16 protein-coding genes are annotated in these 17,525 nt (G+C 59.1%); 3 read left to right on the top strand and 13 right to left on the bottom strand.

Translation table 11 applies throughout. From position 1 onward, the window contains the following. Positions 1–112: 112 nt before the first annotated feature. The 5 genes from dmpH to G518_RS34535 all read right to left on the bottom strand — a co-directional run bounded on the left by dmpH (position 113) and on the right by G518_RS34535 (position 4,671). Positions 113–904 carry a 2-oxo-3-hexenedioate decarboxylase gene (gene dmpH / locus G518_RS0109615; RefSeq protein ID WP_036594193.1) on the bottom strand — a complete coding sequence of 264 codons (792 nt, stop codon included), beginning with the start codon at positions 902–904 and terminating at the stop codon, positions 113–115. Between the two features lie 18 nt (positions 905–922). Next, positions 923–1,705 carry a 2-oxopent-4-enoate hydratase gene (gene dmpE / locus G518_RS0109610; RefSeq protein ID WP_028602353.1) on the bottom strand — a complete coding sequence of 261 codons (783 nt, stop codon included), beginning with the start codon at positions 1,703–1,705 and terminating at the stop codon, positions 923–925. A 10-nt stretch (positions 1,706–1,715) separates the two neighbouring features. Next, entirely contained in the window at positions 1,716–3,179 is a 1,464-nt protein-coding gene (locus G518_RS0109605; protein ID WP_028602352.1) for a 2-hydroxymuconic semialdehyde dehydrogenase, read from the bottom strand. A gap of 182 nt (positions 3,180–3,361) precedes the next feature. Continuing rightward, positions 3,362–4,303 (bottom strand): catechol 2,3-dioxygenase, encoded by a 942-nt coding sequence (locus tag G518_RS0109600; RefSeq protein WP_028602351.1) that lies wholly within the window; start codon positions 4,301–4,303, stop codon positions 3,362–3,364. Positions 4,304–4,305: 2 nt separating this feature from the next. Continuing rightward, positions 4,306–4,671 (bottom strand): 2Fe-2S iron-sulfur cluster-binding protein, encoded by a 366-nt coding sequence (locus G518_RS34535; protein ID WP_051236391.1) that lies wholly within the window; start codon positions 4,669–4,671, stop codon positions 4,306–4,308. A gap of 487 nt (positions 4,672–5,158) precedes the next feature. Here G518_RS34535 and G518_RS0109585 point away from each other — a divergent pair, with 487 nt between their 5' ends. Continuing rightward, the gene (locus G518_RS0109585) at positions 5,159–6,163 is read left to right on the top strand and encodes an AraC family transcriptional regulator (RefSeq protein WP_028602349.1); all 1,005 of its coding nucleotides are present in this window, start codon (positions 5,159–5,161) and stop codon (positions 6,161–6,163) included. A gap of 90 nt (positions 6,164–6,253) precedes the next feature. Here the strand turns inward: G518_RS0109585 and G518_RS0109580 are convergent, their stop codons facing one another. The 7 genes from G518_RS0109580 to G518_RS0109550 form a co-directional block, all read right to left on the bottom strand. Continuing rightward, positions 6,254–7,642, bottom strand: a complete 1,389-nt coding sequence (locus G518_RS0109580) for an MFS transporter (RefSeq protein ID WP_028602348.1) — start codon at positions 7,640–7,642, stop codon at positions 6,254–6,256. Positions 7,643–7,671: 29 nt separating this feature from the next. After that, positions 7,672–8,166, bottom strand: a complete 495-nt coding sequence (antB, locus tag G518_RS0109575; protein ID WP_211231694.1) for an anthranilate 1,2-dioxygenase small subunit — start codon at positions 8,164–8,166, stop codon at positions 7,672–7,674. Next, positions 8,163–9,557, bottom strand: coding sequence for an anthranilate 1,2-dioxygenase large subunit (gene antA / locus G518_RS0109570; RefSeq protein ID WP_028602346.1), 1,395 nt, complete (start codon positions 9,555–9,557; stop codon positions 8,163–8,165). Before antA ends, antB begins: the two co-directional genes overlap by 4 nt. Positions 9,558–9,602: 45 nt before the next feature. Next, a complete protein-coding gene (locus tag G518_RS0109565) occupies positions 9,603–10,058 on the bottom strand; it encodes a bacteriohemerythrin (protein ID WP_028602345.1) in 456 nt (151 codons plus the stop codon). Between the two features lie 11 nt (positions 10,059–10,069). Continuing rightward, positions 10,070–11,089, bottom strand: coding sequence for a benzoate 1,2-dioxygenase electron transfer component BenC (gene benC, locus G518_RS0109560; protein WP_028602344.1), 1,020 nt, complete (start codon positions 11,087–11,089; stop codon positions 10,070–10,072). 322 nt (positions 11,090–11,411) lie between these two features. Beyond that, positions 11,412–11,576, bottom strand: coding sequence for a hypothetical protein (locus G518_RS39900; protein ID WP_156909331.1), 165 nt, complete (start codon positions 11,574–11,576; stop codon positions 11,412–11,414). 316 nt (positions 11,577–11,892) lie between these two features. After that, positions 11,893–12,864 carry an amidohydrolase family protein gene (locus G518_RS0109550; RefSeq protein WP_028602343.1) on the bottom strand — a complete coding sequence of 324 codons (972 nt, stop codon included), beginning with the start codon at positions 12,862–12,864 and terminating at the stop codon, positions 11,893–11,895. Positions 12,865–12,984: 120 nt separating this feature from the next. Between G518_RS0109550 and G518_RS0109545 the strand changes: the two genes are divergently transcribed. Together G518_RS0109545 and G518_RS0109535 are read left to right on the top strand one after the other, a co-directional pair. After that, positions 12,985–14,694: a hypothetical protein gene (locus tag G518_RS0109545; RefSeq protein ID WP_028602342.1), complete on the top strand. Its 1,710-nt coding sequence runs from the start codon at positions 12,985–12,987 to the stop codon at positions 14,692–14,694. A 112-nt stretch (positions 14,695–14,806) separates the two neighbouring features. Then, positions 14,807–16,189 carry an MATE family efflux transporter gene (locus tag G518_RS0109535; protein WP_211231693.1) on the top strand — a complete coding sequence of 461 codons (1,383 nt, stop codon included), beginning with the start codon at positions 14,807–14,809 and terminating at the stop codon, positions 16,187–16,189. Here G518_RS0109535 and phoR read toward each other — a convergent pair. After that, positions 16,175–17,497: a phosphate regulon sensor histidine kinase PhoR gene (phoR, locus tag G518_RS0109530; RefSeq protein WP_245597936.1), complete on the bottom strand. Its 1,323-nt coding sequence runs from the start codon at positions 17,495–17,497 to the stop codon at positions 16,175–16,177. The genes G518_RS0109535 and phoR overlap by 15 nt on opposite strands. Positions 17,498–17,525: the final 28 nt, after the last annotated feature.

The raw sequence follows: 17,525 nt of genomic DNA, 5'->3' as shown, positions 1-17,525 counted from the left end.
TTATTTCAGGGCACACACATCCAAGCCCATGCGGCAAACCGCCTGGGTTAATCATGTGGCGTGGATGGTGCAGCGGGCTATAGGAGCGTGTTCAAAGCGTGCTCTACGGCGCTCAAACAAACCGCATCGAAACCGTGCCAAGGTCCTGGAAGCGCACGGCAACGTGGTCTCCAGCGCTTACCGAGATGGCTTCCGTCACACCGCCGGTCATGATGAAGCTGCCCGCCGGAATCTCCTGGCCGCGCTCACCCAGATGATTCGCCAGCATCGCAACCGCCGCGAGTGGATGGCCCAGAACGGCTGCACCGGCCGCCATGCTGACGACCTCCCCATTGATCTCCAACACCACACCGAGCGTGCGGAGATCGAGCTCGGCTAGATCGCGCATACGACCGCCGATGACGAAACGCGAGGCCGAGGTGTTGTCTGCGATCACGCTCTTTAGATCGAACTTGAAGTCGCGGTAACGTGAGTCAATCACTTCGACGGCGGGTATTACGAAATCAGTCGCGGCCATCACTGCCGCCACATGGCAGCCCGGCCCCTTGAGCGGTGCCTTGGTGACGATGCAGATCTCGGCTTCAACCTTTGGGTGGATGAGCTGCGAGGTTTCGATCTCTCCGCCGTCTGGCCGCGCCATGTAGTCGGCCACGAATCCAAACACAGGGCTGGTGACGCCCATCTGCTTCATTTTCGCGAAAGAGGTCAGACCCGCCTTGAGGCCGACGACCTTGTGGCCACGATCTTCCTTCAGACGGCGGATCTCGTCCTGGATATCGTAGGCATCCTCCCAGTCCATCCCTGGGTTGTCGTCAGTGATCTTGGTCACGTCGTGCGCCTGCAGTTCGGCCGTTTCCAGCAACACGGCCAACCGGCCGATATCGCTCTTGCTGAGTGTGGTCATGAAGATATTCCTTGGCTATCAGATGAATCGCACCGAAGTGCTGCCCAGCCCACCGACACTGCAGTAGAGGCTGTCGCCCGCCTTCACCGGCACCAGCGGCGATTGCGAACCAGAAAGAATGATTTCGCCGGCTTTGAGCCCGATGCCGAGCCGGCCCAGGGTGTTCGCAAGCCAAGCCACCGCATTAACCGGGGAGCCCTGTACAGACGCACCCGTGGAAGTGCTGACCAATTCGCCGTTCTTCTCCAGCACCATCCCCGCAAGGGCAAGGTCAAGATCGCGCGGGCTGCGGCGTTGTCCACCGAGCGTGAGCACGCCACAGGAGGCGTTATCAGCCACGGTGTCCTGGATCTTGATTTTCCAATCCTTGATGCGCGAATCAACGATCTCAAAGCATGGCATCACGCATTCGGTGGCGCGTAGTACATCGGCCGCGGTGACCCCAGGGCCAGTAAGATCGCGTTTGAGAAGGAAAGCGACTTCAGCCTCCGCCTTGGGCGCAATGAGGCCACCCACCTGAATCGGCTCACCCTCGTTGAAGACCATGCCTGAGAGCATCTGGCCGAAATCCGGCTGGTTCACGCCGAGCATCTGCATGACCACCTGGCTGGTCACGCCGATTTTCTTGCCCACCACCGTCTCGCCGCGTTCAATGCGGCGCTGGATCATGCGCAGCTGGATCTGGTAGGCATCCTCGATGGTGATGCCGGGTTCGCTGTCGGTCAGTGGCTCGATGGGCCGGCTGTTGATGAAGGCGTCGTAGAGCGTGTCGCCCCAGCCCTGGATCTTTTGCTTATCCATTCTTGCTTCCTCAGTACTTGACCATCACGTTGCGCAAATCGGTGTAGAACTCCAACGAATGCACACCACCTTCCCGGCCAATGCCTGACTGCTTGGAACCACCGAACGACGTGCGCAGATCGCGCAGGAACCAGCTATTGACCCAGCACAGACCAACCTCGATCGCATTGGCCAGGCGCATCGCACGGCTGATGTCCTGCGTATGAATGGAGGTGGCCAGTCCGTACCGGTTGTTATTGACCATCGCCAGCACCTCTTCCTCTGTGTCGAAGGGCTGAATGTGGCAGCAGGGGCCAAAGATTTCTTCGGTCACCACGGTGGCGGTTTCCGGTAATCCGGTCCAGATCGTGGGCTGCACCCAGCAGCCGCCCTTGAGCTCTTCTGGCATATCTGGAATGCCGCCCCCGGTGACAATGGTCGCGCCCTCCTCCTTGGCCTTGGCGTACAAACCCAGTACCTTCTTCTGATGCACCTTGCTGACCAGCGGGCCAATCTTGGTGTCCTTGTCAAAAGGGCGGCCCGGCTTCATGGCCTCTGCCTGTACCTTCAACGCCTGTACGAACTTGTCGAAGATCGGCCGCTGCACGTAGACACGCTCGGTACCTAGGCAAACCTGGCCTGCATTTTCAAAGCAGGAGCGGGCAACGGTAGCCACCGCGTTGTTGAAATCGCAGTCGGCGAAGACCAGCGCCGCGTTCTTGCCACCAAGTTCCAGTGATACCGGGCGGATGCCTTCGGCGGCAGCCTTCATGATCGCGGTGCCGGTCTTGGTCTCTCCGGTGAACGTAATGCCGTCAACGCCTGGATGCGAGGTCAGGAAAGAGCCGGCCGAATCCACACCGAAGCCGTTGACCACGTTGTACACGCCCTTCGGTATGCCCACCTTGTTCATAACCTCACCCAGCAATGTCGCCGTGCTAGGCGTGACCTCCGACGGCTTGATCACCACGGTATTGCCGCAGGCCAGCGCAGGGCCCGCCTTCCACGTCATCAGCAGTAGCGGCAGGTTCCATGGGCAGATGACCGCGATCACGCCGCGCGGCACGCGCACGCCGTAGCTTCGCGCTATCTTTCCATCCGGCGTACGCATCTCGAAGGACTCTGTCGAGACGTTCTTAATGGTGTCGGTAAAGGCCTGGAAGTTGGCCGCACCGCGCGGAATATCCACGTGCGAGGCCAGGTGCGCGGGCTTGCCAGTGTCGGCAATCTCAGCCTGCAGAAAGTCGTCGAAACGTTGATTGATCTCGTGGACCAGACCGTCGAGCAGGTCGCAACGCTCCACTACTGACAGCTTGCTCCATGGGCCATGCAGCGCGGCGCGGGCCGCAGCCACGGCAGCATCTACCTCGGGCTTGCCGGCCTCATGCACCATACCGACCAGCGAATCGTCGACCGGGTTACGCTTCTCGTACGTCTTACCGCTCACGTTCTTGACATATTCGCCGTTGATGAAATTCAAGATATCTTTGCTCATACTGGTTCCTTGTGTGTCTCAAACAGGCCGGTCGCAGCCAAGCTGACTCGGGCGCAGACCACGTCCTAGAGTTCAGAGCCGCCCGGAGTGCGCGAACGCAGGGATAGCCCCTCGCGCACAGCCGAAAAGGGATCGACTAGCGCGCCATCAATTCATTGCCCGGCATTGCGCCACCGTGCGCGTCAGGTGAACACCGACAGAAAGGCTTCGTTCAACTTGCGGTCGTGATAGAAGATCGCTGGTCCCAACTCCTCGGCGTGCCAAGTGATGGTTGGCTTGTCTGGGTAGTAGGAGTAGCCGCCGGCAAATACCTCGTTGCGGTTACCCGAGGGATCGAAGAAGTAGATAGTTTCGCCACGTGTGATGCCGTGTCGCGTGGGGCCAATATCGATTGAAGTCTTGGTGCGCGACAAAATATCGCCTGCCCGCAGCACCTGCTCCCAACTACCCAGCAGGAAGCTGATGTGGTGCAACTTGCCCTTGACCGGTTGCCGGATGAAAGCCACGTCATGCGCTTTGTTCGAGCAACTCAGGAAGGCGCCAATCATGTCCGGCCCAGCCATGACTTGTTCAGCAACTCCGAAGCCCAGAACTTCGCAGAACAGCTTGACCGTGCCATCGAGGTCATCGCCATACAGCAGGCAGTGGTCAAAGCGCGAGGGAGAGATCCCCTTGAGCCCATCGGGCCATGGGTCGGGATTCACATCATCACCCGCTGTGCCGCAGTTGTTGCCGAGCATCTCACGCTCAGCGTACAACTCCATCACATGGCCGGTTGGAATGGTGAAACGAAAGCGCCGGCCAGTTTCCGGTTGCTCTCCCGCATCAATCCAGCACAACTCTGTACACAGAGCTGACTTCTCGATGTCGCCAGCCAACCTTTCCAGCGTGGCTGGAGAATCGACCTTCCATCCCATGTAGTCGATGCCCGCTTCGTCGGCCTCGCGCAGAATCACACTATGGTGGTCGTGCTCGTCCCAGGCCTTGAGGAAGACGCGGCCACTTTTCTGGTCTCGCGCGGTTTCGCGCAGACCCAGGATGTCCACGTAGTGCCTCAGGGCTGGTGCCAACTCCAACACGCGGATTTGCACGTGCCCAGGGCGCAGTACGCCGGTAATTGCCATGTCTATGTCTCCTGACGGTTTTTGGAAAGGGGTCTCTTGAACTCGAAATCAAAGCCGCTAGGCCTCGGTGCGCACACAGCACGCGCCATGGCACCAACAATCTCCACGACCAATGCGCTATCCGGAAAGGTCTTGCAAGCAAGCGTGCAACCACTGTCTTGCTCACCCAGACTCAGCACCGCACGACTCATCTTGGCCATGCGGAAACTGCCTTCACGTACACGCACCTTGCATACGCCACACCCACCATTGCGACAGCCCACGGGAATTCCCTTTCGGCCCAATCGCTCCATCGCAGACAAAAGACTCTGTTCGGCTGTACAGCCGAAGCTCTCTCCTGTGTTGGCGATGGTGATGTCGTAGTGCATGCAAATCTCTGACCGCATGTTATGAACGCAGTAGCAGGCCCGATAGCCGTTTCTTGCAGGGGCCTGGGTGGGATGTGTCCGGTTTCTGCTGCTCCCTTAAGCGGGCACTTCCACAGCGGGTTGTGGGCCACGATTTGGGTGTGGCGCGATGCCGTTCGCACCTACCGAAACGCGCGTGGCGGTACCCCGGAAGGCCCCTGTAGGCGTCCTGGACGACATGGCGAAGCCGTTGTTTCGTGCGAAATCCGAATCATCCGATTTCGGCAATCCGGGTGAATTTTTTGGCCGATTCTTGCAATTAACCTACAGCTTCGGTCAAAAACAGCATTCATCGTCTTTTTTCATCGGGTAAGTTCCTAGGCGATCCCGACGCGTACCCGGGAGAATCTGCGTCAGGCAGGTCCGGGAGTACGTTTCGCATAAATGGGGCCCGCCAATACAAATAGCCGGCAGGTCCACGCCGCCGGCCACGATGAAGGAAACCGGCATGCTGCTTCGAAGAGGCTCAGAAGCCTTGCTACCCATTTACCAGAACCGTGTCTTCCATTCGGAGGAGCGGTCTCTCTCGCATTGGCAAGTTGCGCAAGAACTGGCTGAACACACGATCGCCTGGAAGCGTGGCGCCGTGGACGCAGCCATGTACAAAGGCCGCGTACGGCGCCTGGAAGCCTACGTGTTGCGCTACGGCGCAGAAGTGGAAATCACACCGCGCCCGTTCGAGGACTTTGTGCTCGTGCATATGTCGCTGCGCGGAGCTGCCGAAGTGGAGTCCGATGGCCAACGAATCGAAGTCGCTGAAGGACGGGCGGCATTGATCGCACCCAAGCACGCCATTCAACTGCGCTGGCACGCTGGCACCGAACAATTGATCCTGAAGCTGCCTCACGCGCTGGTCCATGAGGTGCTTGAACGCCTGGGTCGAGACAAGCTGGACTTCGCACCAGGCTGCCTGATTCCCTCCGCGCTCACGCCGCAGTGGGAGGTGTTGATGCAATCGGTACTGGGAGTGATGCGCCTGCCTACAGACGCAGGATTGAGCTCCCTTTGGCTGGACGATCTGGAACGCAACGTGGCCTTGTTCGCGCTGGCGCACCAGGGCCGCGACTCGCTCGCGACCAGTCCGCTTACCCCGGCGCCCGATCATGACCGTGCCGGCATGAGCGAGGAGGCTCGTCGCATAGACGGAGCGCTGCGTTTCATGCAGGAGAATATGTCAGCCCCGCTGTCCCTGGCTGACATTGCAGCAGCAGCGGGTGTCAGCGTACGTACACTCAACTCGCTCAGTAACCGGCACCTTGGAACCACACCCATGGATGCGCTGCGCAACCTCCGGCTGGACTCCGTGCGCCACAAACTGCGGTTGAACCCTCAGGCCGGCGTGACCGAAACGGCACTGGAGGCTGGATTCGGCAATCTGGGCCGCTTCGCCTCTTACTACCTGGAGCGGTTCGGCGAGCTGCCACGCCATACGGCAGGGCAGCGCGACGATTGAGCATTAGCGTGCCCCCGACCACATAAAAGAGAGGGGCGGTGCGCACTACAGCGCACCGCCCCTTGCCTATTCTCCCCCCGTTCTCTCTCGCTATTTGTGCGCGCCGGCAGGTTGCCCCATGGGAATTCGGGCCTCGCCTTGCCCTGACGCTTGCTGTTGCCGCACAAGGTCGGAGCGACTATGGTTGACCAGCAAGATGGTGAGAACAGCGATCGCAGCCGGGATCGAGATGGCCATGAAGTTCTGCTCTAACGGCAGTTTCATACCCACGATGATGCCAATCGCGATGGGTGCGAGAATCGCGCCGGCCCTGCCCACGCCCAGCATCAGACCAATGCCGGTGGAGCGGCAGGCCATTGGGTAGAACTGACCGCAGTAGGCGCAAATCACGATCTGCGTGCCGATGGTGGTGGCACCGGCCACTCCAACAATCAGGAATAGCACGCCGGTTGACATCGGGTAGCCCAGCAGTGTGATCGCGACGGCCGCCAGTGCGAACATGAAAGCCAGAACGTACTTGATGTGGAATCGATCGGCAAGCCAGCCTCCGCCAATCGCACCGATCATGGCGCCGAAATTCAACACCAGCACGAAGGTCAAGGCCGAACCCAGGCTGTAACCGGCCTGGGCCATGAGCTTGGTCAGCCAGGAGCTGAGCGCATAGACCATGAACAGACACATGAAACAACTGAGCCAAAGCATGAGCGTCGAAAAGCCACGGCCATCAGCGAACAGCGCGCCGAACGAGGATTGGTTCTCCGCTTTTGGCTTGCCCACTGCATTGAATACGAACTGGTCGTCGGCCTGTGGCACATAGCCGGGTGACAGGCGCGCAATCGTGCGCTTCAGCTCTTCAATGCGGCCTTTGCGATGCAGAAAGGCCATGGACTCAGGCATCTGCTTGAGCACCAACGGCAGCAGCACCACGGGCGCCACCGCCGCAATGAACACAGCCTGCCAGCCATAGACTTCGATCAGTCCTTTGCCCAACAAGGCTGCGAGCATGCCGCCGACTGAATAGCCCGAGAACATCAAAGTCACCAGTGTGGCGCGCATCTTGAGCGGCGAGTATTCGGTCATTTGCGCGATGACGTTCGGCATCACCCCCCCGATACCCACACCGGCCAGGAAACGCATGGCTGAGAAGCTGATGGGCTCCGTCATCAAACCCGCAGCGGCCGTGAAAACGCTGAACATCAAGATACACAGCACAATGACCAGGCGGCGGCCAATGCGGTCGGCCACTGCACCGAAGATGATGTTGCCAAACATCATGCCGAACAGTGCTGAGCTGACCATGAAACCCGCTTGCGTCGCGTCTACGCCCATTCCCTTCATGATGGAAGGAAGCGCAATTCCGGCCACAGCCAGATCGTAGCCATCGAAAATGATGACCATGGCGCACCAGAACAGCACCAGCCCATGAAAGCGGTTGAACTTGGCTTCATCGGCCAGTTTGTTGACATCAATCTGTCGCATGACTTGTCTCCTACTTTTCTTTTTGTCGGTCAGACGTGATAGAAGTCCAGCACCGAATCGATGGTGTCGTTCATCAGGATCACGTGCTTTTTCAGGATGGTCCAGCTGCCACCGGCTGGTTTGAGCTTGTAGTTGACATCACCAAAAAACATGCTGGCTTCGCCGAAGCGGTAGATGTGTGTAGTCCATTTGCAGCTGACTTCCAGCTGTGAATCCGACACCTCACGAACCAGCACGTTATTGACTGCATGCAAGGTTCGCGGCATAGGTGTTGAGGCCGCCGACTTTCCTGTGCCCAGGCGGAAAACGCGGTCTTCCAAGCCTGCACGATTTGGGTAGTACATCAGCGACATCCCGCGTTTTGGGTCGGTGGTGTAGACATGCTCGGAGTCCCACTGAGGAATGTGGAACTCTGACTCCTCATCGAACAGTTCCAGGTAGTCCACCCACTGCCGCCGGTCACATAGATCCGCCTTGCGGTAGAGGAATCGTTCCACGGAGAGTTGTAGATCACCGCTCATCATTTAGCTCCTTCGCTTTGTTTGATCTTCTGATCCAGCCCACGCAGCAACGAATCTCGCCAAGCGGAGTGCTGGTTCACGTATAGACCTTCATGGGTCAACTCGCCCCCGGTCAGCACCGGCTGAATACCCAGCACTTCGGCGTTCGGCGTAGTGCCTTTGATCCATTTATCGCAACCACGGGAGATATCGTTCCAGCGTTCCATACGGCCCTGGAACCCTCGCTGCGCTTCGCGGAATTCGGTCAGGTCGTCTGGGGTGCCCATGCCCGAGACGTTGAAGAAATCCTCGAACTGACGGATGCGGTTCTCGCGGTCCTTGTCCGACTCGCCTTTGACGCCAATACACTGGCTGAGGATTTCTGTTTTGTTGTGAGCAACGGGCCGGATGATGCGCAGCTGCGAGCTGATCTGATCCATGAAGAACAGGCTGGGGTAGACGTTGAGGTTACGCAGCCTCTGCATCATCCACGCAGCTTTCTTTTCACCGTACTCCTTGACCAGGCGCGGCATGATGGTCGCGTAGCCGGGTCGCACCTCAGGGTTGGGCATTTCGCTGAACAGCACGCTGTGACCGTGCTTGAATGAGAACCAACCGTCGTCAGTCTGCGAATCCCCAGCGCCGAGCTTGCGGTAGTCCAGGGTGTTGGGCACTTCGGCACCCTTCTTGGCGTTGATCTCCAAGCGGTGCTGCACTGTGGCCACGTAGTTGTAATGCACGGTACTGACGTGATAGCCGTCCAGACCATTCTCGTTTTGCAGCTTCCAATTACCTGCGAAGGTGTAGCGCCCCTTGCCCGGCAGCACCTCCAACTCACCTGTGGGTGACTGGGCGACCATCAAGTCCAGGAAAACCTTGGCGTCACCAAGATAGTCCTCCAGAGAAACTGTGCCCTCGGTGTCCAGGTTCACGAACACGAAGCCCTTGTAGCTGGCCACGCGCGCCTTCTTCAGGTTGCGATTGGAAAGATCGAACCCCTCAGGGTATTCGCTCGGGGCCTTGACCTTGAGAAGCTTGCCATCGGAGCGAAATGTCCAGGCGTGGAACGAGCAGACAAAGGTGCTCTGGTGGCCGCGTGAAACACGCGTCAGCGTAGCGCCACGGTGCGCGCAGGCATTGACCAGCGCATTCAGATTGCCATCACCGCCGCGCGTGATGATGATGGGCTGACGACCTGCCTGCATGGTGATGTAGTCATGCGGCTGGCTGACCTCACTCTCGTGGCAGGCATAGATCCAGTTCTTCTCAAAGATGAGTTCCATCTCCAGGTCAAACAGATCCGGCTCAGTGAACATTTGACGCGAGACGCGGTAGGCGCGATCCTCAGGCCGAAAATCCAGGCTATCAGTAACGAAGCTGCGCCAATCCTGCGCGCTTCTGGCGATCGTGGTCATGGGAGTCTCCCTTTCACAGTGGTTGAGTTTTTTGAGGGGTGCGGATCATGCGGAAGGGGCCAGCGCGCGCAGGTCGCGTCGCAGTACCACGGGTGCGCCGCCCAATGTCTTGCGGGCAACCCAGATAGCAAGGGCTGAATCCATTTGTTCGGCGTGGCCCGGGAACCAGTCAACCAGTGCCTGAGCGAGTTCACGTCCAATCTCCATGTCGCCCGCCGCAACCAGTGCCTGTACCTCGCGCACCGAAGCACGCACTTTGGCATGCTCTTCGGCATGGCAAGCACCGGCGGGAAAGCGGTGTTCGTCGATCAGCCGTTCTTCCAACGCGAAGTGCTCGGCCAAGTGCTCGGCCATGGCCTGCAGTGCTTCCGCGAAGTGGGCATCACCTGCAGTCAACATGGCATTGACACAGCGCGTGAATGCCTGATGCTCGCAGTCCATGGCAGGGTGACCTACCAGGAGGCTATCGCTCCAGTCCATCGGCTGGGTACTCGTGTGCATACGTGCTCCTCTCAGCTGATGCTGGCGTTGAACTTCTCAAAATGGAATGAGACCGACTTCACGTCGACATCACGCAAGTGCTGCGCCACGGCTTCGACCATGGGAGGCGGTCCGCACAGATAGATATCGACGTTGCCTTCGTTCAAATGCTCAGACGTGATGTGGTGTGTGACATAGCCCTTCTTGGGCTGCTCACTATTGGCATCGACCACAACAATTGAATAGGTGAAATTTGGCAGGCGGTTTGTGAAGTCATCCAGCGTGTCTTGCTCGACGATGTCGCGGTCCGTGTTGACGCCGTAGATCAGGTGAGTCGGATGAGCCAAACCACCATTGCTCGCAAGCTTGTCCAACATCGCAAGAAACGGAGCCAGGCCAGTGCCGCCCGCCAACATCAATACTGGTCGCTCCAACTTGCGCAGGTAGAAGCTTCCGAACGGGCCTGTCATGGTCAACGTCGCGCCCACTTGGGCACGCTCCTTCAGATAACCGCTCATCAGCCCTCCAGGCACATTGCGAATCAAAAAGCGTGCGCGCCCTTCGTCAGCACCCATGCTGCTGAACGAATACGAGCGGTGATGTCCACCTTCACCCGGAACGTCGAGATTGGCGTATTGCCCAGGCAGGAAATTCAGCGACTTCAGCCCCTCACCCTGCAGCTCCAATGCGAAAGTGCTGTCAGACAGCCGACGCACCTCAGTGATGCTGGTGGTAAAAACTTCTTGCTTGGTGCTGCACGCCGCTGAACTGGATCCGACCAACACGACGCAATCTGTCTTGGGGCGCATCTGGCAGGCCAGCGCATAACCGCGATCGGCTTCGTCTTGACTCAGCGCATCCTCGATGTAGTCACCAAGAAGGTACTCACCAGACTCCACACGGCACTTGCAGGTAGAACAGGCGCCTTCCCGGCAGTCCATCGGGATATTGATTCCCTGGCGGTAAGCTGCGTCTACGACGGACTCATGACCGCCGCATTCGACGAAGCGGGTGACGCCGTCCTCGAAGTTGAGCGCGATGTTGTAGCTCATTGATGTTGTCTCCAGTTTTTCTAACGGAAAGAGCGCCGCAGCGCGTCCGGGCATCAAAGTGGAAGGAACTTAATCCGACCTTCATGGGGTATTTAGAGTGTGGCGATGAGAACGCTCGCGCACTATCCGAAACCTGCAAAACAACGTTGCTCAGTCGTCCGGTTTTGGTAGAAGCCTGCCCTGCACGCCATGCAGATGAGCACTACCTTGTTAGCGCTTGGCCAGCGCAAAGCCTCATCCTTGAATGAATGCGGTCAACTTGTGATTTGCGCCCTCGCAAGGACCAGGCTAGGAGCCTTCTGCAGCGAAGATTCCTGGATATCTACCGCGCCCTGGCTTCAATCTCGGTGATGGCTTGTTCGTGTGCGGCAGAGGCCATCCTGGAGAGATCACTCATCCTCTCGGCAGCACGCTCATCCTCTTCTCGCGTCTCCGGCAATTCGTCACCAGAGACGCGTGACGAGACAAGGACTGCCTCGACTTTCATCAGGGGTTTCAAGCAAATCGCGGGATTGTTCACGAGCCCTCCGGTGTGTGGTTTGACCTACTCATCAGACCGCCTTGCTTGGGGCAAGACAGTCAGCCAAATGGAAATGGCCTCTGATGCAATTCCCACTACACACCGTAACTTCAATGCGCTGCCCGAGCCATCCCAATCTTGCATTTCTGGCTCGGAAGAAAATCCGAAAAATGCAATTCACCCGGGCACCCGAAGAAGGGCAATCGCTCAAATAAAACGTAGGCTAGGGCGTGGCCCCAGGCCTACGCCGAACGCGCTGTATAAGAATGCACGTTCGTATTTTTCAAGGCCGAACCCCCACCAGCTTGAGTAGCGTGCCGCTACCCACTTGCTCACGTGCGGCCGGTGAAAGCTGAGCCAGGAAATTTTGCACACTCGCAAACTTCATCGCATCTGCTGACGCCGAGCGATTGCTCGCGTCGGTACCCACCATGAAGCGCTGTGGCATCGCTTCAATCAAACGCAACCACTCGGGCCAGACCTGCTGACCATCGCGCAGGATGGTGTAGTCTGGCGAGCGTGGGTGGTGCGGCCAGGTGCGGGCGCTCAGTTCATAGTACAAATTGGGGTGGCGTTCGAGCATGCGGCGCGCCAGAAAAAGCGGCGTGTACCCGCCATGGGCCCAGATCACCGGCACATCAGGAAAGCGCGCCAGCAATTGGCCAAGTTCTGCCATATGGGTGCTCTCCACGTGCAACATCACGGGCACCTTGTACTTACGTGCCAACTCCAAAATACCCGTGACCATAGGACCCAACAGACTGAAATCGGTCTCATCGAAGCCGGTTGACGGAAAATGTACGGCAGAGATCTCACCAATACCCTTGAACGAACCCGTGGCTAGCAAAGCATCGAGCTGCTTGAGCAACCCATCGTCGAACTGAACCCAAGCTGGTCGGTAAGCCGTGCGTTCCGGTGAGATCGACGCGAAGGGTATCAATTGACCAGGAAAGGCCCGCGCAGCCTCCGCGACCGATTCATTGCTGCTGCGCCCACCCCAGAACACCACCGCATGGCTGGCGCCCCAGCGCTTCATCAGCTCCAGCTGCATGGCGGGATCGTTGAGGTGCGCGTGTGCATCAACGAACGGAATGAGGGTGGCGGGTGGCGTTACACCCGTCCCGGCAGATACCTGGGCAGACGATATTTGTGACATCGATCTGCGCAACTGGCGCTCGGCTCCAGGACTATCTACCTGCGCCCAAGCCGCCAGCGAAAACAAGGCCAAACAGGCCGACAATAGGAATGGCGCCATACTCCGGTTAACGAAGTATCATGCGCTCCCGTTGACCGGCAACGCACGCCCTGGCTCGCTCCGCAGACACCCTCGAGCCAATCCGGCAAAATCGCTCGGTTTCCCTTCCGAACATTTCACTTGAACCAGCCTAGTCCCGCCCTCGTTACGCAAGACGCCGTGCGCCGCCTGCCGCGCTGGGCCTTGTTGCTGCTGTGCGTGGTTTACGTGCTGCCCGGCTATATTGGCCGTGAACCCTGGAAAAACGCTGACATTGCATCATTCGGGTACATGCTCGAAATGCTGGGGTCGCAGCAATGGCAGACTTGGCTGAATCCCACCCTGATGGGTATTCCCGCTGACACCTCCGCCTTGCTGCCCTATTGGATTGGCGCGTGGGCCATGCAACTGGCCCCCGCCTGGGTGGCGCCTGATTTTGCGGCCCGGGTTCCGTTCGGACTGATGCTGAGCCTCACGCTGGCGGCTACCTGGTATGCGGTGTACTACTTGGCGCGAACCCCAGGTGCGCAGCCGGTCGCCTTTGCTTTTGGGGGTGAAGCCGAACCTACCGACTACGCCCGGGCGCTGGCCGATGGGAGTCTCCTGGCCTTAATTGCCACTCTAGGCCTTGCACAGTTGTCTCACGAGACAACACCCGCCCTGACACAGCTTTGCTTCACAGCCATTGTGTTCTATGGGTTTGCGGTCATCCCGTTTCGCCCATTGAGTTCAACGATTGCCCTCCTTGTGGGCCTGCCGGGCCTCACCCTTTCCGGGGCGCCCGCCATTGCCCTTATATATGGCGTGGTCAGCCTACTCGGGCTGCTGAACGCACGCGTGATGCACCTGGAGGCGCAGATTCGCCGGCGGGCCTTGATCATCGTTCTGATCAGCACCCTTGTCAGCATCGCTCTGGCCCTGCGTTTCAATCTGTTCCTCTGGAGCCTCGATCTCTCCCTGGCCAACTGGGACCGGTGGCGCATTCTTGGGCGTCTGTTCCTATGGTTTACGTGGCCAGTCTGGCCTCTGGTGCTCTGGACACTCTGGCGTTGGCGCTATCAGTTGCTTGACATGCAGCAACACCGTCATCTGGGCCTGCCTTTCTTCATGGCTTTGGTGCCGGTGGCCGGTACGATTGCCACACACGCCGGAGATCGCTCGCTTTTGCTTGCGTTGCCCGCGTTGGCCGCCTTGGCAGCGTTCGCATTACCTACCTTCAAGCGCAGTGCATCCGCTTTCATCGATTGGTTCACAGTGCTCTTTTTCAGCGCGTGGGCGATTGTGATCTGGGGTGTTTGGCTCTCACTGCAAACTGGCATACCTCCAAAGCCGGCGGCTAACGTCGCCCGGCTGGCTCCCGGTTTCGAGCCAGTATTCCAATGGGTGGCGTTGGCTGCTGCACTGGCTGGCACGCTCGCCTGGGGATTGCTCGCCCGCTGGCGCACTGGCCGCCATCGCACGGCCTTGTGGAAGAGCCTCGTACTCCCTGCAGCAGGTGCCACCCTGTGCTGGCTACTTTTGATGACTTTGTGGCTCCCAGCCCTGGACTACGCCCGCAGTTTCGCACCGCAGATGCGAGAGGTACGCAGGATCATCGGGGATGCACCATGCGTCCAAGTGTATGGATTCAGCTCGCCCCAAGTGGCGGCCGTGCGTTTTCATGGGGGCTGGACACCACGTCCACTCAGCGATACCGACGGTTGCCCCTGGTTGTTGGTGGATGTGAATGCTGAGAAGGAGCTTCAATATGCATTCACTCCCTCGCAATGGTCACTGACGAACCGAGTGCCTCGACCCACGGACATCAGCGACACACTCCTGCTTTTCAAGCGCACTGAGCCTTCTCGCTAATAGATATCGAGATTTAGCCAATAGAAATAGATGATTGACCGCATCTGCGCCTGGGGCGCGCTCGCCTTTTCCATTTCAGCACCTTTTTCCTCCCCCTATTCGGCGCAAACCCATGAGTGACGGACTCAAGCCTACCCCTACGGCAGGAAGACTGGCGGAGCTCAAACAAATTTCGCAACATGCTGGCGTCGTCTTGGTGGGCCAGTTAGCAGTCATGGCTTTCGGCGTGACCGACACGGTGGTCGCCGGGCGTTATTCCGAGACTGCACTGGCAGCACTTTCCGTGGGCTCCGCGGTCTACATCAGTGTCTATGTAGGTTTGATGGGCATCATTCAAGCCTTGCTGCCGGTCTGGGCGGAATTGCACGGAGGCCAGCGGCAGGGGGAAGTCGGCCCTTCGGTGCGGCAGGCTCTTTACTTGTGCGTGCTCACCATCTTCGTCGGTATGGTGGTATTACTCTCACCCGGGCCCATGCTGCGCGCCACGGGCGTGCCTGCGGAACTGCAGGTGGAAGCGAGCAGGTACCTGGCTATTTTGGCCTGGGCTTTACCCCCCGCCTTACTGTTCAGGCTTTTCAGCACGCTCAACCAGAGCCTGGGACAGCCGAGATTGGTGTCGTCATTGCAGATCGGCGCCTTGCTACCGAAGATACTGCTGTCCATCTGGTTCACCTTTGGCGGGGCCGGGCTGGCACCGCAAGGTGCGGCTGGCTGTGCCTGGGCCACGCTGCTGGTCAACTACGCGCTTTTGGTAGTGGCTGTGTATTTGCTGCGCAAACAGCGCCTTTATCGTCCTTACGGTATCTGGAGCCGTATGGAACGCCCGGATTGGAGCCAGATTGCCAGGTTTGCTCGCCTGGGCATTCCTGCGGGCTTAGCGGTCATGGTGGAGGTCACTTCTTTCACCTTGATGGCGCTGTTCATTGCGCGCTTGGGCACTTTGGCCGCCGCCAGCCATCAAATCGCTTCCAACGTCGCGGCCATTCTCTACATGGTGCCCCTTGCGCTGGGAATTGCCGCCAGCGCCCGGGTAAGTTTTTGGCTGGGCGCCGGCGATGAGATGAAAGCCCGCCGTGCCGCCTTCCTGGGTATATGGGTAGCAGGCGCCATCGCCCTCTGCCTGGCCACTGGCGTAGCGCTTCTCGCCCGGCCTCTTGCAGCGCTGTATGTTGACCAGCCCGCCATCATCGCCATGACTTCCGGGTTGCTCACTTTGGTGGCGCTCTACCACCTTGGGGACGCCATCCAGGCCGTGAGCGTTTTCGTGCTGCGCAGCTACCGCATGGTCCTGGCGCCGCTACTGATCTATTGCCTGTTTCTCTGGGGACTAGGCCTCGTGGGAGGCTATTACCTGGCTTTCAACGGCTTGGGGCCATGGTCAGCCATGTCTGCGCCGAGCGCATTCTGGATGGCCAGCGCAGGCGCCACGGCCCTGGTAGCGACTATTTTCCTTGGGCTATTGCGGCGCGTGACCCAGCGGTCAGTTAGGGCTTGATGAAGCCTGCACTTCGCGAACGCGCTGAGCTGGAAAAACTAATGCAAAGCAGGAGCCTTTGCCCAATTGGCTGGTGATCTGCAATTCTCCGCCGTGGCGCTGCGCCACGTGCTTGGTGATGGCCAGCCCCAGCCCGGTCCCCCCTGATTCGCGCGAGCGGCTCCGGTCCACGCGATAAAAACGCTCAGCCAACCTGGGCAAATGCTCCGGGGCAATGCCAGGGCCAGAATCTGTAATGGCCAGCCGTACCCGATTATCTGGCAAGCGTTCCCAGCGCACGTCGATAGTGCCTCCGCCGGGGGTATAGCGCACCGCGTTGTTGATGAGATTCGAGGCTGCGCTGCGCAACTCACTCACCGAACCTGCCAGCATGAAATCTGGCGCTGGAGCAAACTGCAGCGTCTGAGGCCGCTTGTCCGGTGGATGCAGCAGCCGGGAAAGCCCGCGCGCTTCGGTCTCGCTTTGAGCCATCAGTGAGCTCAGATCCACCATTTCGCCAGCCCCCGGGAGCGGGCTGCCCTCCAGTTGCGAAAGCGTGAGCAGATCGTTAACCAAGGTCTCCATGCGCCCGGACTGGGATGCCATGAGCGCCAAATACGTGGACCGCTCAGCTTCTGACAACGGCAGGCTTTGCATAGTCTCCACGAACCCCGCCAGCACGGTGAGCGGAGTGCGAATCTCGTGAGAGACGTTCGCCACGAAATCGCGGCGCATGGCCTCGGCTTGCGCCAGCGCGGTGACATCTCGCGAGAGCAGGAGCTTGTAGCCATCGCCATAGGGGTGCAATTGCGCTGACAACTTCACGGGATGTGTGGCGCTGTCCCCGTTGCCTATCAGCTTGACGTCCCGTTCGTAGGTCTTGGCCGCATAGTAGGCCGCAAAGGCGGGTTGGCGCACGAGATTGCCAATGTGCTGCAGCCGGTCGCGCTCAGCGTCGAAGCCAAAATGCTCCGCAGCCGCTTCATTGCACCATTCAATGCGGCCTTCCGGGTCCAACAGCACCACACCATTGGGAGAAGCCTGAATGGCCTCCAGGAACTCTTCTAGCCGCCGGTTGCTGTCATGCGCATTCTTTTCCAGCCCGCGCAGTGCGCGGCGCGCACGGTAGGCCGCCTCCCCCCACAGGCCATGCAGCATGGGCGGTTTCGAGGTATCAGGCTCCGTGATCCAGCGAATGAAAAGTTGAGCGCGTAGTGAATCGGCAATGAATACGCCCGTCGAGGCAATCACCATGCCCATGAGAGCGCCCGGCCAACCGCCCAGGAACCAGCCCAGCACGCCGCCCAGCAACTGGGCAACGAAGAACATGCAAAGCCGGAAAATCATCTCGGGCGCG

The sequence above is a fragment of the Ottowia thiooxydans DSM 14619 genome, assembly GCF_000422885.1.
Classification (GTDB): Bacteria; Pseudomonadota; Gammaproteobacteria; order Burkholderiales; family Burkholderiaceae_C; genus Ottowia; species Ottowia thiooxydans.
Note: the sequence above shows the minus strand (reverse complement) of the source record. Positions and strands in the feature narration are given on the sequence as shown.

What these genes read in the sequence shown, in the direction of transcription:
- dmpH (WP_036594193.1), bottom strand. Translation starts at nt 904, where the DNA reads ATGACCACACTCAGCAAGAGCGATATCGGCCGGTTGGCCGTGTTGCTG.
- dmpE (WP_028602353.1), bottom strand. Translation starts at nt 1,705, where the DNA reads ATGGATAAGCAAAAGATCCAGGGCTGGGGCGACACGCTCTACGACGCC.
- G518_RS0109605 (WP_028602352.1), bottom strand. Translation starts at nt 3,179, where the DNA reads ATGAGCAAAGATATCTTGAATTTCATCAACGGCGAATATGTCAAGAAC.
- G518_RS0109600 (WP_028602351.1), bottom strand. Translation starts at nt 4,303, where the DNA reads ATGGCAATTACCGGCGTACTGCGCCCTGGGCACGTGCAAATCCGCGTG.
- G518_RS34535 (WP_051236391.1), bottom strand. Translation starts at nt 4,671, where the DNA reads ATGCACTACGACATCACCATCGCCAACACAGGAGAGAGCTTCGGCTGT.
- G518_RS0109585 (WP_028602349.1), top strand. Translation starts at nt 5,159, where the DNA reads ATGCTGCTTCGAAGAGGCTCAGAAGCCTTGCTACCCATTTACCAGAAC.
- G518_RS0109580 (WP_028602348.1), bottom strand. Translation starts at nt 7,642, where the DNA reads ATGCGACAGATTGATGTCAACAAACTGGCCGATGAAGCCAAGTTCAAC.
- antB (WP_211231694.1), bottom strand. Translation starts at nt 8,166, where the DNA reads ATGATGAGCGGTGATCTACAACTCTCCGTGGAACGATTCCTCTACCGC.
- antA (WP_028602346.1), bottom strand. Translation starts at nt 9,557, where the DNA reads ATGACCACGATCGCCAGAAGCGCGCAGGATTGGCGCAGCTTCGTTACT.
- G518_RS0109565 (WP_028602345.1), bottom strand. Translation starts at nt 10,058, where the DNA reads ATGCACACGAGTACCCAGCCGATGGACTGGAGCGATAGCCTCCTGGTA.
- benC (WP_028602344.1), bottom strand. Translation starts at nt 11,089, where the DNA reads ATGAGCTACAACATCGCGCTCAACTTCGAGGACGGCGTCACCCGCTTC.
- G518_RS39900 (WP_156909331.1), bottom strand. Translation starts at nt 11,576, where the DNA reads ATGAAAGTCGAGGCAGTCCTTGTCTCGTCACGCGTCTCTGGTGACGAA.
- G518_RS0109550 (WP_028602343.1), bottom strand. Translation starts at nt 12,864, where the DNA reads ATGGCGCCATTCCTATTGTCGGCCTGTTTGGCCTTGTTTTCGCTGGCG.
- G518_RS0109535 (WP_211231693.1), top strand. Translation starts at nt 14,807, where the DNA reads ATGAGTGACGGACTCAAGCCTACCCCTACGGCAGGAAGACTGGCGGAG.
- phoR (WP_245597936.1), bottom strand. Translation starts at nt 17,497, where the DNA reads ATGTTCTTCGTTGCCCAGTTGCTGGGCGGCGTGCTGGGCTGGTTCCTG.